The sequence below is a fragment of the Streptomyces sp. NPDC001348 genome, assembly GCF_053597535.1.
Window position 1 is genome coordinate 246,662 of the sequence record NZ_JBSFIK010000007.1, and the last position, 16,421, is coordinate 263,082.

General features: G+C 72.4%; 1 protein-coding gene (cut by a window edge). It reads left to right on the forward strand.

Going from position 1 to position 16,421, the window contains the following annotated elements; all coding sequences use genetic code 11:
• A protein-coding gene (locus ACWC21_RS10625; protein WP_450880205.1) for a WXG100-like domain-containing protein crosses the window boundary here: on the forward strand, positions 1 to 16,421 show its 5' portion. It continues 22,912 nt past the right edge of the window; 16,421 of the gene's 39,333 nt are visible here — the first part of the coding sequence; its start codon is at positions 1 to 3; the stop codon falls past the right edge of the window.

Consider the following 16,421-nt stretch of genomic DNA (forward strand, 5'->3'; position numbering starts at 1 on the left):
ATGAGCATCAATCTGCCTTCCGGGCTGCAGTGGGTCGCCAAACTCGCCGGAGGCGGGTGGCCGCAGGGCGACGAGGACAAGCTGTGGGAACTGGACACGGCACACAAGGACTTCGCGAAGGCGATACGGGAGCTCGCGGCCGACCTCGATCCGGCCGTCGAGCAGGTGCGGGCGGGACTTTCGGGGCCGGCGGCGGACGCGTTCGAGGCGTACCTGACGAAGCTGAAGAAGGATCTGCCGACGCTCGCCGACGCGGGTGACCAACTCGCGAACCTGGCCAAGAACATGGGGCTCCAGGTCCAGTACTCCAAGATCATGATCTTGGAGATGCTGGCCTGGATGGCGGCGCAGATCGCTTTCCTGGCCTGGTGGGCGCCGGAGGCGGTGCCGGGCATCGTGGCGGCGGGTACCGCGGCGATCAGGATGATCCTGACGCGGCTGCTGGCAGCGGTGGCGATCAACGTGGCCATGGCCGGGTTGATGGACGCGATCGCCCAGCTGATCCAGATGGGCCAGGCCGGTGAGGCGCACCGGACCAACTGGGACTTCGACGCCACCAAGATGGCGTTGGGCGCGGGCGCCATCAACGGTGCTGTGGCCGGGGCGATGTTCACGGGCGCCGGTGCGATGGCGCCGGCGCTGCTGGCCTCCCTGGCGGGCAAGATGGGCGTCGGGGCGGCGGCCGGCGCGCTGGGCATGGAGCTCACCGACCTGGCGTACGGGATCGACGGCGACCCGGGGCTCGGCGCGCTGGCCGGGGCCGTGGGTGGTGCGATCGGCCACATCGGCACGCTGCGTGGCGGTAAGGGCGGTGCCGGGGGGCGGGGCGACGGTGACATCGAGGTTCCGGGGCTGGGCGACAAAGCGCCGGACCTGAACGGTGAAGTGGCGGGGGGTGCCGGCACCGGGGCGGGCGCGCGTCCCGGCAAGGGCGCCGACGGCTACGGCGGTGTGGCACGGGAGGGGGGTGACGAGCCGTCGGCGTTCACCGGCGGACGTCAGTACAACGGCCTGCCACTGTCCGAGGACGGCGTCCAGGCGGGGCGCGGGGCACCGCAGTCCCCGGTCGGGTCGACGGGGGGAGCCGTCGACCAGGGCCGTGGTGGTCACACGGACCTCACCGGGTTCGCGGGCGAGGGCGGTACTCCGCTCACCTTCTCCCACCCGGGCGAAGAGGGCGCCGGTGGCGGGCTGGGCCGGGGCACCGGGAGTGGCGAAGAACGCTCCGGGTATGACGACGTGTCCGATCTGGACGGGTCGTCGTTCAACGACGACCGCTCGGTCTCGGGCATCGGGGCGGAGGACGGGACGCTGATAGCGCCGGGCGCCTGGGAGCAGCGGGCCGGGGCCGGCGCGGGCCGGGACGGACAGGAGCTTCCCGGCGCGCGGGGCGGTGCCGTCGCTCCGCGAGGGAGCGCCGGCTCAACGGGCCCCACGGCCCGGCCGCAAGAACTGCCGGGCTTCGAGGCACCGCCCGCGACCGCACGGGAGCTGCCGGGCTTCGAGACGCAGGGGAGGACCGAGCCCTTCGGTGTCGCGGACCCGTCCGAGCAGGGCGGTACGTCGGGCCACGGCGCTCCGGACGTCCCGGGACAGGTGTCGACCGAGCGTCCCGGGCCGCCGAGTGAAGCGGGCAGCGGCCTCACCGAGAACGCGTTGCGTGAACACGACCTCACCGTTGCCTCCCCCGGTCGTTCGGTCGACGACTGGGTGGCGGAGGTGGACCGGTCGCAGACCACTCCCACGCAGACGGGCACGGAGGACCTGGCACATCCGGTGGACGCCCCCGAGGCGCCCCGGACCGTTGTCACGGAGCCGCTCGGCCACGGCCAGGAACTCCCCCTGGCCGAGGCTCCCGCCGCCCCGCAGGCCACCGGAGCCGCCCCGCACGGTGCCGGGGAGGTCCCTGTGTCCGGGCAGCCGGCCGAGGTCCGGAGCGGTCCGGAGCAGTCGTCGGCGCCGGCCGCGCCCGCGCCGGCACATGAGCAGGCGGCCGGTGGTCCGGCCCACGAGGTGGTGCCGGAGCGGTCGCAGCCCGAGGCCGGGCATGAGTCGGCTCCGGTGGGGTCGGTGTCCGGGCAGCCGGCCGAGGTCCGGAGCGGTCCGGAGCAGTCGTCGGCGCCGGCCGCGCCCGCGCCGGCACATGAGCAGGCGGCCGGTGGTCCGGCCCACGAGGTGGTGCCGGAGCGGTCGCAGCCCGAGGCCGGGCATGAGTCGGCTCCGGTGGGGTCGGTGTCCGGGCAGCCGGTCGAGGTCCGGAGCGGCCCGGAGCAGTCGTCGGCGCCGGCCGCGCCCGCGCCGGCACATGAGCAGGCGGCCGGTGGTCCGGCCCACGAGGTGGTGCCGGAGCGGTCGCAGCCCGAGGCCGGGCATGAGTCGGCTCCGGTGGGGTCGGTGTCCGGGCAGCCGGTCGAGGTCCGGAGCGGTCCGGAGCAGTCGTCGGCGCCGGCCGCGCCCATGCCGGCACATGAGCAGGCGGCCGGTGGTCCGGCCCACGGGGTGGTGCCGGAGCGGTCGCAGCCCGAGGCCGGGCAACAGGCTCCGGTGGGGTCGGTGGCCGGGCATGAGCCGGCTCCGGCTGGGCCGACCGGGCGGGGCGAGGGGCCGCAGGGTCGTCAGGACGCCTCCGCGCCCGCGGGACAGGAGTCTGTGCCTGGTCCGGTGCCCGAGCCCGAACACGGTGTGCAAGCACCGCAGTCCGGGCCGGAACAGGCAACCGCTGCACCGGCGCCCGGACATGTCTCCGGTGACGCGACGGAACCCCGTACCGGTGCCGACCGGACCGGCACCGAGGAACCGACCGCCCAGCAGCCCGTGGTCGCTCCGTACACCGGGGCCGCCCCGACGGGCCGGGGCGTGGCCGAGCCGGCCACCGGTGGCATGCGGAGCGCCGAGCCGCCCGTCGCGGAGCCGACGCACGCGTCGCAGCCCCCGCGTGAGCAGGCGCCCCTCGGCCCCGGGCCGGCGCAGCGGCAGTCGGCCAGGCCGGTCGTCCAGGCCCTGGCAAGTGAGCCGACGGCGACACCACGGCCGACCACCGAGAGCGGCCCCACCCCGATGACGGCCGGAGGCCCGCCCCGCTCCGAAGGCCGGAACACCGTGCCGGGCGGAGGGACGGAGCAGACCGCCGTCGCCGGAACCCCGCCGCGAACCACCGCCGAGTCCACGACGCCGCAACGGCCCGCGGTCCAGCAGCACTCCGCGGCACAGTCGCGCCCGACGACCGAGAGCTGGCTCCCGGCCCAGCAGCAGCGCACCGAGGCGGCCGAGGGAGCCACGGCCACGGCCGCGGAGGGGGCGCCCGCAGCACCCGCTCCGTCAGCCCGGCCGCCGGCGCGTTCCCCGGAGCCCGTGGCCGAACAGCCTCGCGACACTGGATCCACGGCGAACGCCGAACACCCCGTCCCCGAACACCCCCGCCCCGAACACACCGGCCCCGAGGACGGCGCGCAGGCCCCCCATCACCAGGCCGCACACGACGGAGCCGCCCACGAGCAGACCCCCCATGATGCGGCGGGCGGCGAGATGCCGCCGCCGCCGGTCGGGCCCGGGCCGCGGGACCGGGCGTACGTCTTCTCGCCGGACGACCAGACGCGCGTCGACGGGTTCAAGGCGGCGCACGAGAAGACCACACACACCCTCGAGGGCCGGCTGTCGCGGGAGGACCAGAAGTTCTGGCAGCAGCAGAAGGCCGATGAGGCCCTCAACGCCGCCCAGGTGGACTACGTCCGGGGCGAGAACCTCCACGGCGTGCCGGGCGCGGGGCGGCCGGATCCGCAGAGCTGGGCACGGCAGCTCGTGCCCGAGGAACTCGTCGCGCCGGTGGCGGACGCTTATCGGGCCGCGGCGCGCGGCACCGGACCGGACCGGGCGGGCGACGCCGACGGGCGGCCGGCGGCCGGCAACGGCGGAATCCCGCACGAGCAGCACCTGATCGAGCAGCTCTCGGACCACCTCGACGGCCTCGACCACAACCTGTCCCTGGACCAAGTGGCGCGGGGAATGATCCGCCAGGAACAGGACGCCGGCCCGGAGGGGTGGGCGCGGGGGCTGGGCGTGCCGGACGAGCTGGTGGGCACGGTGACGGACGCCTACCGGACGGCGTTGCACGAGAGCCGGCCGCGCGGTGCCGACGGGGAACCCGAAGGGGTCACCGCGGCACTCCCCGGCGTGGACCGGGTCAGGGAGCACCTGTCGTCCCGGCTGGACGGTGTCGAGCACGACCTGTCGGTGGACACCCTCGCGAACGGACTGGTGCACGCGCAGGCGCGGGCCGGCCGGGGTGGTCCGACGTGGCGGGAGCGGGTGGAGACCCGGTTCAACCAGCGGTGGCAGGCGGACCTGGAGGAGTTGCAGCGCGGCGACATCGCACCAGCGGAATTCACGCAGCGGTTCGATGCTCTGGTGGGCGGCCTGCCCGACGAGTTCGAACTCGCGGCGGCGGCGGACAGCGCCCGGATGTCGGCGGAGCACGCCTTCGACACGGCGCCCGACCGGCCGTCGGGGCTGTCACCGGCCGACCAGGCCAGGGTGCGGTCGGATTTCGCCGAGGCGGCCGCGAACGAGGTCTACAAGGCGGCCGAAGGGGTCCCGCGGACCGACGACGGCAGGATCGTGCCGTCCGACTGGGACGGGATCCATCAGCGGGCCGGGCAGGGGATCGACGAGCTGACCGATGGGTTGCGGGCGCGGCTGGAGGCGGAGGAGCACGCCGCGAACGGCTTCGACTTCGCCGGACGGCTCACCGGCACCAGCCGGGAGCGGCTGGAGGAGCTGCGCGACGAGTTCGCCCGGGACTTCGAGGAGTCCACGCAGCGGCTGCCGGGACCCGACGGGCCGGAGGTGCGCCGCCTGCCGGAGGCCGAGTGGCGTGCCAACCGCCCGCGGTTCGAGCGGCTGGCGGACGACGTGCTCGACCGCTGGCACGGGCGGCTGCGGGCCGAGACCGCGGAGGCGAGCGTCCGCACGCAGGCCGAGCGGGTCGTCAACGCGTTCAAGCCGCAGTGGCGGCAGCGGACTGCGCACCCGGACGAATTCGACCGTGTCGACGACACGAAGGTGCTGGACCAGTACCGGGACGCCGTGCGGGACCGCGCCCGCGGTGAACTCGAGGGGCTCGCGCCGAAGCACACCTCCAGCGAGCAGTGGGTGGCGTACACCGAAAGGCTGCGCGAGGCCGACGCCGCGATGCAGGGCCAGCTGCGGGCGCGGTTCGAGCACCAGGCCGGTCTGCAGGGGTGGCTGCGGCGAGCCGATGCCCGGCTGCAGGACCTGCCCGGGGACGACGCGGCGGCGAACCGGGCGCGCGACGGCGTGCGGGAGGAACTCACCGACGGTTACCGCGAGGTGGTCGGCTGGCCGGACGAGGGCGTCTGGTCGGAACACGAGCTGGCGGTGCGTCAGGACCAGTTCAGGCGGCTGGTGTACGAACCGGCGCTGGAGTCGGCGCCGCACCGGGTGGCGTTCGAGCAAGGTGCCGAGCAGGCCCTGCGGAACGCCGCCGGGCGGCTGCACGACATGTCGTCCGGGGTGCACGAGCTCACCGACCGGGCCGCCAGGCGTTTCGCCATGAAGGACGAGACGTTCGACGAGCTGGCCGACGACTACCGGAGCGAAACCGGAAAGCAATACCACGAGCACTTCGGTCCGGCCCGTCGCGACCTGGACACGTGGCTGGAGTCGGAGAAGGCCGGCGGCGACGCGTTCGGCAACGGGCTGCGCGAGCGGTGGGAGGAGTTCGAACAGCAGTCGCCGCACGCGCAGCGCGTACAGCAGCGGACGGCCGCGGAGGCCGCGGCGTGGCGTGCGCAGTTGCGGGACACCTTCGGTGACCGGGAGAGCAGGCAGTCCGTGCTGGAGGATCTCCAGCAGACGGTCGGGCTCGATCCGCACAGGTTCGACTCGGCGCAGGCCAGGGAGTCCTACGAGCGTGGCGTGGCCGAGCTGCGGAGCGACTTCACCCAGGCCTGGAACGAGGCACGGCAGGAAGGTACGCCGGAGGAGACCGCACAGATCCGGGCGGGACTGGTCGAGCAGACCCGCGGCCGGTGGCAGGCCCTACGCGACGACGCACAGGCCCAGGAGGCGACGTACCAGGACTGGCGGAGCCGTCCGACCTGGACCCTGCGCTACCCGCAGCTCGACATCAACCGGGACCCGTTCCGTTTCTCGCCGGCCGACGAGCACACCGCGAACGAGACCGTTCCGACCTCCGGCGAGCACACGCCCGAGGAGACCGCCGCCGCCCCCGGTGGGCAGCAGGAGATGGCGCAACTGCCCGCGCAGCACCCCGGGCAGACCGCAGCCCACGAGACGGTGCGGGAACAGCCGCAGCGGCCCGCCACGTCCGAACCGCAGCGGCCCGCCACGTCCGAACCGCAGCAGTCCGCCACGCACGAACCGCAGCAGTCCGCCACGTCCGAACCGCAGCAGTCCGCCACGTCCGAACCGCAGCAGACCGCCCCGCACGTCTCGCCGGCCCGGGCGGCGGCCGACGAGCGGGCGGCGGCGGAGCTGGACGCGCTGCGGGACGGGCTGGAAACCCGTGACAAGGCCTACCACGAGTTCCAGACGCATCTTGAGGCCTTCCCGCGCCTCGGGAACGCCGACGCGGCGCAGCACGTCGGCGCCCTCCGCGAGTGGTACGCGGACGCCCGGACCGCGCCGTCGGCCGACGGCCGGCAGGCCCCGCCGGACGAGCAGGTGCAGGAGCAGTTGCACGAGCAGCTCGAGGAGCGGCTGGGCCAGGCGGACGCGGACCTGGCCGCGCACCGGACCACCCGAAGGCTTTTCCACGAGCAGGTCGAGTCGTCCCTGCCGCCCCTTCTGCGGCCCGACAAGTTCAGCACCACCCCCCGGGTCACCCAGCTGAGGAACGACTTCCACGACGCCGTGATGGCTGCGGCGGACCCGGCCGTCACGGCCTCGGCCGGTGACCTCGAGGGAGCGCTCCAGGCGCCGTCCGACGTGGTGGAGCGGTTCCGGCAGGAGTTCGCCCGGGCCCGCACCGACTGGGTGGCCGCCGAGTCCTCGTTCCACCAGGCGTTGCAGACGAGGGGACCGTCGGGTCCGCAGGACCTGGTCAGGGGCCGCGCGACCTGGGACACCCGGACCCACGAGTGGTACCGGAACCGGCTGGAAGAGCTGCGGGACCGCTACGCCGCCGACCGGGCGGCGCTGGAGTCGGCGGAGGACCGGACGGCCGAGCAGCACCGGCTGGCGGAGCAACTGCGGCAGGCGGCCGAGGGGCTTCAGGCGCGGGCGGCGCGGACGGTCGACGCGCTGCGTGCGTTCGAGGAGCATCAAGAGGCAAGCCCGTGGCAGAAGGACGGCCGCTGGGACCCGCAGCTGACGTCCTGGTACGAGGGCGAGAAGGCGGCGATCACCCAGCCGTTGCGGCAGCGGCTGACCGAGCAGGGGCCGTGGGCGCTCCAGGAAGCGCAGCGGGAGTACGACGAGCGTGCCGCCGCCCTGACACGGACCGCCCAGGCCCGGCACGGCATGTCCGAGGAGTTCCGCGGACTTCTGGCCGGCCGGCCGCCGCAGCAGGTCCAGCTGACGTCGCCCGAGATGGCCCGGTGGACCGCCGACCGGATCGACGCGGCGCGCAACGCCTACGTCCAGGCGCGCGAGGCCGCCCACGGGCAGGAAGCGCCCGGCCGGTTCGTCGACGCCCCTTCCTACGCCGCGGAGGACGACTGGCGCCGTCCGGCGTGGCAGGCGGACCAGGAGCAACTGCACAGCAGGTACAAACAGTGGCTCGAGCAGGCCGAGGCAGCGACCCGGCGGGAGGAGCAGCAGGCCGCCGCGCGAACGGAGTTCGACGACGACTTCGACACGCGGGCGGAGTCCGGCGCCCACGAGCTCGACGAGCAGCAGCCGCACCAGGCCCAGGAGCAGACGAAGGAGGACCAGAGCCAGGCAGGCAGTGCCGCCGCCGCGACCGGTGGCACCTCCGCCCGGGAAGCGGTTCGCCAGGTGGCGATGGCCCGGGGCCGGGCGGCGTTCGAAGACCGGTTCCGGGCCTGGCTGGACCGCTGGAGCACCCCGCAGCCGGCGGCGCCGTTCCAGGTGACCCCGGAGATCGCCGCAGCGGTGCACGACCACGCGGCGGCCCACTTCGAGCAGCAGTTGGGCCATGCGGTCGCCAAGACGTTCCCGGCCGGCTCCTACACCCCCGAAACCCTGGACGAGCGGGTCCGCGAGGCGCAGAGCGAGCTGAACTCCCTCACCGGCCCGCTGTGGGACGCCTTCGACCTGCGCGCTGGACAGCTCTGGGATCATGCCCGTCTGGCGTCCGAGCTCGCCGCGCTGGCCGGCGGTTCCTACCGGGACGCCCTCGACGACGACGGCCGTACCCTGCTCACCGCCTTCAACGCCTGGGACACGGAGGTCTCGGGGCCCGGGCTGGGACTGGTACTGGACTCCGCCCGCCAGGACCTGGACGCCGCGTTCAGCGGGGTGTTCGGGTCGATGGACTCCATCGGGCGCCTGCCCGCAGCGCCCCAGGAGCTGCTGCCGCGGTGGCGTGAGCGGTACGACCGGGTGGTGGCGGACCTGCCGGCGAAGCTGGCGGTGCAGGCCGCGCGGGAGACCGCGTTGCGCAACGCCCTGCGTGACGTCGAGGCGGCCACGGAGTCGTGGACGACCGCTCCGCCGGCCGGCGAGGCCTTCCAGCGCCGCTTCGACATCCCGCGGGACGTACCCCCGCCCCTGCTGCGCGCGCTCCAGCAGGACGTCGCCGCCCGGATCAGCGACGAGTTCGAGCGGACCGTCGTGGCCGGAGAGGGCCCGCTCCGGACCCGGCTGGAGGCCTGGGAGAAAGCCCGCGGCCGGGTGACCGGGCAGGACCGGATCCACGCGTCGATCCTGCGGAACCACGCGCGCCGGAGCGCGGTGCGGTCGGCCGGCGCGGTGTTCGACGAGCAACTGGCCGCATGGCAGAGCGACCACCCCGGCCAGGAGCTGTCCGAGGCCGACGCGGCCCGGGCCAGGTCCGAGTGGCACCAGCGGGTCCTGAACACGTTCGACACCGTCTTCGGCATGCCCGCCACCAGCCCTGCCGCGGTGACGGGCCGCATGTGGGACTGGGACGCCCGCCTGGCCGACGAGGTCCGCCGGCTGCCGGAGCACTTCGCCTTCGAGGCCGAGGCCACCCGGATGCTGTCCGCCGCCGCCGGATCCTTCGACCACCTCGCCGACGGCCACCGTATCGACGAGGGCCGGCGCGAGAACATCAGGAACGAATTCCGGCAGGACGTCATCGACGCCCTCCACCGCCGGTGGGCACCGAAGCCGCCGTCCGACTTCTGGAGCGCCCACGAAGCCGCGAACGGCGACGCCTTCAACAGCGCGGGCACCGAGAACGGCACCGGGCAGACCCAGAGCGCCGAGAGCGGCGGCCTGGCGCTGGCCGGACCGCAGAACGTCACCGCAGTGCGGCCGTCGACCGGCGAGGAGGCCGCCCCCGCAATGGCCCCACCCGCCGTGCGGGAGGGTGTTGGTACTGCCGGGCGGGAGGGTGTTGCGGGTGCGCCGGTCCCGGGTGTGGACCCGGGGGCTGATGTCCAGTTCCTTTGGATGGAGGTGAACCGGCAGCTCCGGAAGCATGGGTGGCCTGATCCGCTGGATGTCGGGACTGTGGAGCGATTGAACGCGGAGTCCGACTGGTTGAAGAGTGACCACACGATGAAGCGTGCGAGCACTATCGCGTTGCAGTGGCTCCGCGGTGGCCGGCTTCGTGGTGGGGGTTCGAGTGTGGAGGGGGAGTTCACCTACCCCATGGCACACGACGAGGGCATCGATCCCTCTGAGGTGGAGGGTTCGGCGCTGGCGATGGGGCCCCATGGCGCGATGGTGGTCTTTGAGTCGAAGGAGTTCTACGTCGGGCCGGGCGGTAAGTACTACCGCGTGCAGGGTGATGCGCTGAGGGCGGGTGGTCCCGCGACGGCCGTGACCATGTTGATTCCCGAGGTGATTCCTGGGGTCATGGCGGATGGGCCGGAGGACGCGGGTCGTCCCGATCGCGACAGTGCCTATGCCGCTTACGAGGCTATTGAGGGTGCGTTCGAGGGGATCCCGGGTGAGCCGGGTAGTGCTCCATACATACCGATCGAGGATGTTCTGCCGGTTGGCTGGGAGCTCACGGAGGAGGGGGAAGGCTGGAAGATTGGCCCGCGGTCGGTTGGTGACTGGCCGGGTGCGCATATCCACCACAACATCGGTGTGCCGCCGTCTGTGGCCCATCCTTTCCTCCGGCATGTGGTCCAGCGCACTTGGCGAGACCAGAGCCGTGGTTACTTCACGCGTGACCATTTGGCCGATGCGCTGGACTTCGCCGATGATGTCGCGGCCCGCTTCATCGCTTGGCGTGCTCTCGGATATGTTCCGGACGACCTTGGTCCTGTGCGTTCGCTGCTGGACATGCCGGATGTTGCGGTTCAAGGCCTGCGGGGCCATGCCGTGTCTCTTTATGTCGTGTTCGCCATGTTGGTCAACGCCGAGCTCGTTGAAGGCCTGGACAAGGCTCATGCGGCGGCGTTGGTGCGGCGTGAGCCGGATGATTCGCTCGCTTCTCTTCCGGAGAGTGTGTCTGAGTTCCTGGGGGCCGATAGGGCTGCTTTCATGCAAATGGCCGAGCAGCGGATTCGGATGCGGATTCCGGATCTGGATGTTCGTTACAGCGAAGCCGTGGGCTGGCCTCAGGGTTCGGCGATGCCCGTACTGCAGGTGGATCCGCAGAGGGATGGACATAGAATCTATGATTTCCTTGCCACTGGTCTGGTAGCCGGATATTCCCGGCGAACTGGGCTGGATGACGTGACGAACATCAACGTGTTCATCGAGCCGGACCCGGAGGGGAGTCTTCGCAAGGACGTTTGGGAGGTCCGTTCCTATGGTCAGCGGCATGTGCGTGCCGGGGCCATGCGAGAGCAGCATGAGCGGCTGGTCGCTGAGGTAAATTCCCTGACTCCGTTTGCGCGGCGGCTCCAGAATCCGTCGCCTGAGGATATTGCGGCGGTTCAGGATGCGAATGCCTACCTCGCGGCGCATTATGGCGGTCAGTTGGTCCAGTTCGACGGTGGCCCGTCCGTTGGGCGGGGTGGTCTGCCGGGTGGTGCGCCGGGTGTGGGTGAGGATCCGCTGGCGGAGCGGTGGCCGATCGGCCGTGCGGTGATGGTCGAGGGGCCGGGTGTCGTCGGGGACCTGGACGAGGTGCCCGTGGGCGAGGTGCCTGAGGTGCCCGGTCTTGGCGGCAAGGGCAAGGCCGCGCAGGCCTCGCAGGGGCCGTTCGTCTATGAGCGTACGACCGGGCAGGGGTCGCGGCCGGTCACGTACCGGGTCGGTGCGGCGGGTGACGTCGAGCTGGCTCCCGGCGGAAAGGTTCTGTCGCCGAACGGGTGGGTCAGGTTCGGCAAGCTCTTCGTGCATGAGTCGGCGGACGGGCTCGACGGGCTGCTCTACGGGAACAGTGGCTGGCTGGGGCGTGTCGCCGATCCGGATGCGTTGCGGCAGCACCCCGACTTCCCGGCTCCCGGAACCGCGCGGTACCGGCTCGTGGCGGACGACTCGGCGATGTACCTGGTGCCGGACACGCCGACTCCGGCACACGATGCCAAGGCGGTCAGGATCCCGCTGAAGGGCACCATCGGCCCTGACGGCACGGCATCCACGAAACCGGCCGCGACCTCCGCGACGCCTGTATCGTCCGAGCGGCCCGTCCTGCCGGTCGCCGCGCACCGGGCTGGTCCGTCGCGTGGTGGTCTGTCGTCGGATGAGTTCGAAGACGTCCGTGCGGCGGTTGTGGGGCAGTTGGCGCGGTGGGGGGTGCGCCGGCCCGTGGACGATGCCACGGTGACACGGCTGCATGCTCTGCTTCCCGGCGTGTGGCAGCGGAAGGAGACCACCAAGGCGCGTGGTGAGCGCATCGCATGGATGATGGTGGCGGGCGGGCTGGTCGAGTACCCGGGCATCGACGTCGAGCCGTTCGCCGCGGGGTTGCCCGTCGGGGCTCCGGTGCGGGTGGAGGAGCCGCGTCGGGTGGGCCGGGGTCCGGGCGAGGTGCCGTTGGGTGAGGTGCGGCCGGCTGGTGGGGATGTCCGTGTGGGCAGCGGTTCCGACGGCTACACCGTGGGCCGGGCGGGCTGGATCGAGTTGCCTTCCGGTGAGGTGCTGGCGGCCGAGGGATGGGTCGGGCACGGGCACGATTTCGTCCACCGGACGACGGGTTGGTTCCTGCGCGGTGACACCGGCTGGGTGGGGCGGGTCGCCGACAGGGACGGGCTGGAACGCCGGCTGGATGCGATGGGCCCGGAGGAGGTGCGTGCCGCCAAGGCCTGGCCGTACACGCTGCTGTCGGGCGAGTCGGGTCTGTATCTCGTGCCCGGTGCCAGTCCGGCGGACGCGGAGCGGGCACGGCCCGCGGCGTACATCCCGTACCCGCACTCACCCGTGGAGCCGGCTTTCGGCGCCACTGACGCCGACCGGCCCGGGATCTCCGAGCCCCTCCCGGCCCCTGTGTCCGCTGGTGTCCACGAGGTCACCGCACCGGCGCCGGTGGTCGCGGGTCTGCTGGGTGGTGCTCCTGGTGCGCCGTCGAACCACGAGCTGGCCGCTGCGCTCGTCTCGGTTTTCGGGCAGCATGCCGCCGCGCAGCCGACGTTCCCGGCGATGGTGAGTTCGCTCGCGATGCTGGAGGCTGCGCGCAGGAGCGATCCGTACTTGGGTGCGGGGCCGATCGACGTGTGGGGTGTCGCCAGGCAGGTGCTGCACCTGGATCCGTCGTTGCAGATGAACTTGCAACACGTCAGCGAGGCTTTGGGTACTGCGAGCAGCGCTTACCGGCGCGGGCGTGCTTACAGTCTCGCGTCGATCTCGGCGTACGGGTTGCAGCGCAAGGGGCAGGGGCTGGGCGGGCAGACGCAGCTGTGGACTTCCGACGGCAGTTTCCAGGGACAGAACCTGACGGGGCGACAGCTGCAGCTGCTGTTGGACAGGGGCGGCAGGCAGGACGGCGCGGGTGTCATCCAGCCGAGTTCGCTGCCGTGGAGCGGTCCGGTTCACGCGGTCGTGGCGCAGTTCGTGTCCGCGGGGCGGATCGGTCTGGACAACGGCTCGGGGTACCGGACGGAGCTGAACGAGGAGGAGTTCGTCGAGCTGGTGGCGCACGATCCGGAACGGCCCGCGGGCGTTCCGATCGTGCTGCTGCTCAAGGATGCCAGTGAGCAGTTGGCGCGCAGGCTGGCGGACCGGGCCGGTGCGCTGGTGTGGTACACCTACGGCGACCTCCGGTTCCAGCCGCCTGCTGCCGGCAGCAGCTGGGTTTATCCGGCCCTTGCGAATCCCAGTCCCGGAACGCTTCCGGTGGGCACCTGGGTTCCCACGCCTCCCAGGCTGGTGCCGGATGAACCGCAGGCGGAGATAACGGCGTCGGACGGGTCGAGGTTCACGGACCAGGACTTGCATTCGTATCCGTTGGTGACGGCGGACGGGCAGCAGCTGACCGGGCGGATCTACCAGAACGCGTCGGACGTCGCGGCGCGTGAGCCTGAACTGCAGACGATCTCCCAGGTGCAGCACTACATCGATTTTTACGAGGGTCTGCCGGGAGTGGCCCCCAACCGGCAGGGCGAGTTGCAGCCGTTGCCGTGGCCTCTCGTCGGTTCGTACATCTCTTTGGGCCATGCGAATGCCGTTCACGCGGCGGTGGCGAGACGCAGTACGGGTCAGAACCAGACGGTGCCGTTCGCCGAACTCGGGCGGATACACCGCCGCCGCAAGAGTCTGCAGCTGATGGATCCCGATGCGCCGCTGGTCATGCTGTGGTGTGAAGTGGGGTTGCTGAGGCCGGGACGGGACCGGCTGGTGTCCCCGCCCGGGGCACAGACAGTGGCGAACAAGACCGGCCGTACAGTACGGACCTCGGATGGGAAGACCGGGGCGGAGCCCCCGAGTGGGCAGTTGCCGGCGCGGTTGTTCAAGATGGACGATCCGGACCATCCGGTGTACCGGTGGCTCGAGTTCCCCCCTGAACCGGGCTCCGGGAGGCTGTCCGGGCTGGCCGACATGGGCGGGTTGTCCGCCGGGCTGGGGGACCGTACGACGCGGGCGCTGCGGTGGGTGCGGGCACTGCGCGAGACCCACGGCGTGCGCATCGACACCGACCCGGCACGGGTCGCCGAGTTCCAGAACCTGATCCGGGGCCTCGGGGCGCTGGAGTCGCTGCGGATGAACGCTCCGGGCAGCCCGGACACCGGGCCGCTGACCTGGGCGTCGCTGGAGCGGATCGTGGTCGGCTACGCCAAGCAGCAGAACTGGCAACCCGCGGTGAGCGCGAGCACGCTGGAGAACGTGCTGTGGCAGGCACGGTGGGGCACCGTTCCCGACGACCTGCTGGTCCCCGCGGCTACGGATGCCGCTCCCGCCGCCGGAGCCGCACAGCAGTGGGGCGGTGGTCTGCCCGGCGGATCGCCCGATTCCGGCAAGGAGCCGTACGCGGAGCGGTGGCCGATCGGCCGTGAGGTGACGGTCGAGGGGCCGGGTGTCGTCGGGGACCTGGACGAGGTGCCCGTGGGCGAGGTGCCTGAGGTGCCCGGTCTTGGTGGCAAGGGCAAGGCCGCGCAGGCCCCGCAGTGGCCGTTCGTCCATGAGCGAACGACTGGGCACGGGTCGCGGCCGGTCACGTACCGGGTCGGTGCGGCGGGTGAGGTCGAACTGGCCCCAGGCGGCAAGGTTCTGTCGTCGCAGGGGTGGGTCAGGTTCGGCAAGCTCTTCGTGCACGAGTCGGCGGACGGGCTCGACGGGCTGCTCTACGGGAACAGCGGCTGGCTCGGCCGTGTCGCCGATCCGGGTGCGTTGCGGCAGCACCCCGATTTCCCGGCTCCCGGAACCGCGCGGTACCGGCTCGTGGTGGACGACTCGGCGATGTACCTGGTGCCGGACGTGCCGGCTTTGGCACACGACGCCAAGGCGGTCAGGATCCCGCTGAAGGGCACCGTCGGCCCTGACGGCATGCCCTCCACGGAACAGACTGCGGAAACCGAACCGCCCACGCACACACCCTCGGACGCCGCGGAAACCACCCCGGACTGGGCCGTCCAGGCCATGCCCGCCCACTACCCGACACAGGCGTGGGGCGAGGCCGCCCTCCGCTTCGAGGAGGGGCTCGGCGCACTGCTGGCCCACGACCCGCGTCTTGTCGAGGTCGTCCAGCAGGCCCAGGAGGCGCTGACGGGCGCCGTGGCGGCGACGCCCGCCGACCCCGGCGGTTTCACACCGCCGCTGGTCGACCTCATGTCAGCGTTCGACACCGCGGTCGCGGCGCACCCCGAACCCGGAACCTTCACCTTCGCCGACACCCCTGCCCTGCGCCAGCGCTACCGCGACGAACTCGGCCTGTTCGGCCGCTCCGGGGAGCTGCGGAGCGTCAGCGGACTGCTCAGGGCCTACCAGTCCCTGAACATCCCCGACGGCAGCGTCCCGGCGTTCGCGGAAGCGGTGATCGGCTGGGGGCTGGCCACCCGCCGGTACCGCCTCGCCGAGATGCTCAAGGACTTCCACGACGCCGGGTTCTCACCCGACGGCACCGGGTTCGAGACCCTTCTGGCGGGCGGCGGGGCACGCCTGTACGACTGGGCGCGCACGGCGCTGGTGGAGGGGCGGCTCGCCGTGGCCCCGGAGAACCTGCGCGAGGCGCTGGAACTTCCGCAGTGGCAGGTGTACTTCCCCGGTTTCACCGCCGAGGCCACCGGAGGTGTCGAGGTTCCGGAGGACATCCTCGAGGCGGCGCTGGCCGCCCGGTCCGGCACCGGCCCCGGCTCCGCCGACCCGGAACGCTACGCGGCGATGCGTGACTGGGCCGACCGCCACGGCGGCTCCCCGCTGGACGGGCTGGCGCCCCCGCATCTCATCCCGCTCTACCTGCTCGCGGCCAGCCCGGCGGACATGCGGCTGCTCAACCCGGCGTTCCGCAGCGCGCCGAGCGATGCCGAGGGTCTGGCCCTGTTGACCGCCGAGATCCGTGACGTCGTGACCGAAGCCCTGGGCGGCGCGGTGCCCGACCTCCCGCGGCTGCTCAGGGCCGAGCCGCCGTTCCAGGAACTCGCCGACGACCTGGCCCGTACCGATCCGGCGGACCCGCGCTTCCGTCCGCTCGCGAACGAGCTGCTCGAGCTGGCGGAGAGACTGGCCGAGCCGCTGTACGCGCAGCTTCCCGACCACCTGATGATGCTGGACGACGGCCTGAAGCGGCTGCCCCGGGTGCGGGGACCGGTGTTCCTGGCGTATCCGTCGGTCCCGGACCGTCTGACGATTCCGAAGTACGCTCGCGCCGGTCTGGACGGGGCCACCGCACTGGCCGGGCTCGCCGCGCCGGACTCCGTGTCGGAGCCCCGTCTCCTGGTGGAGGTGGTCAACCCGTCGGC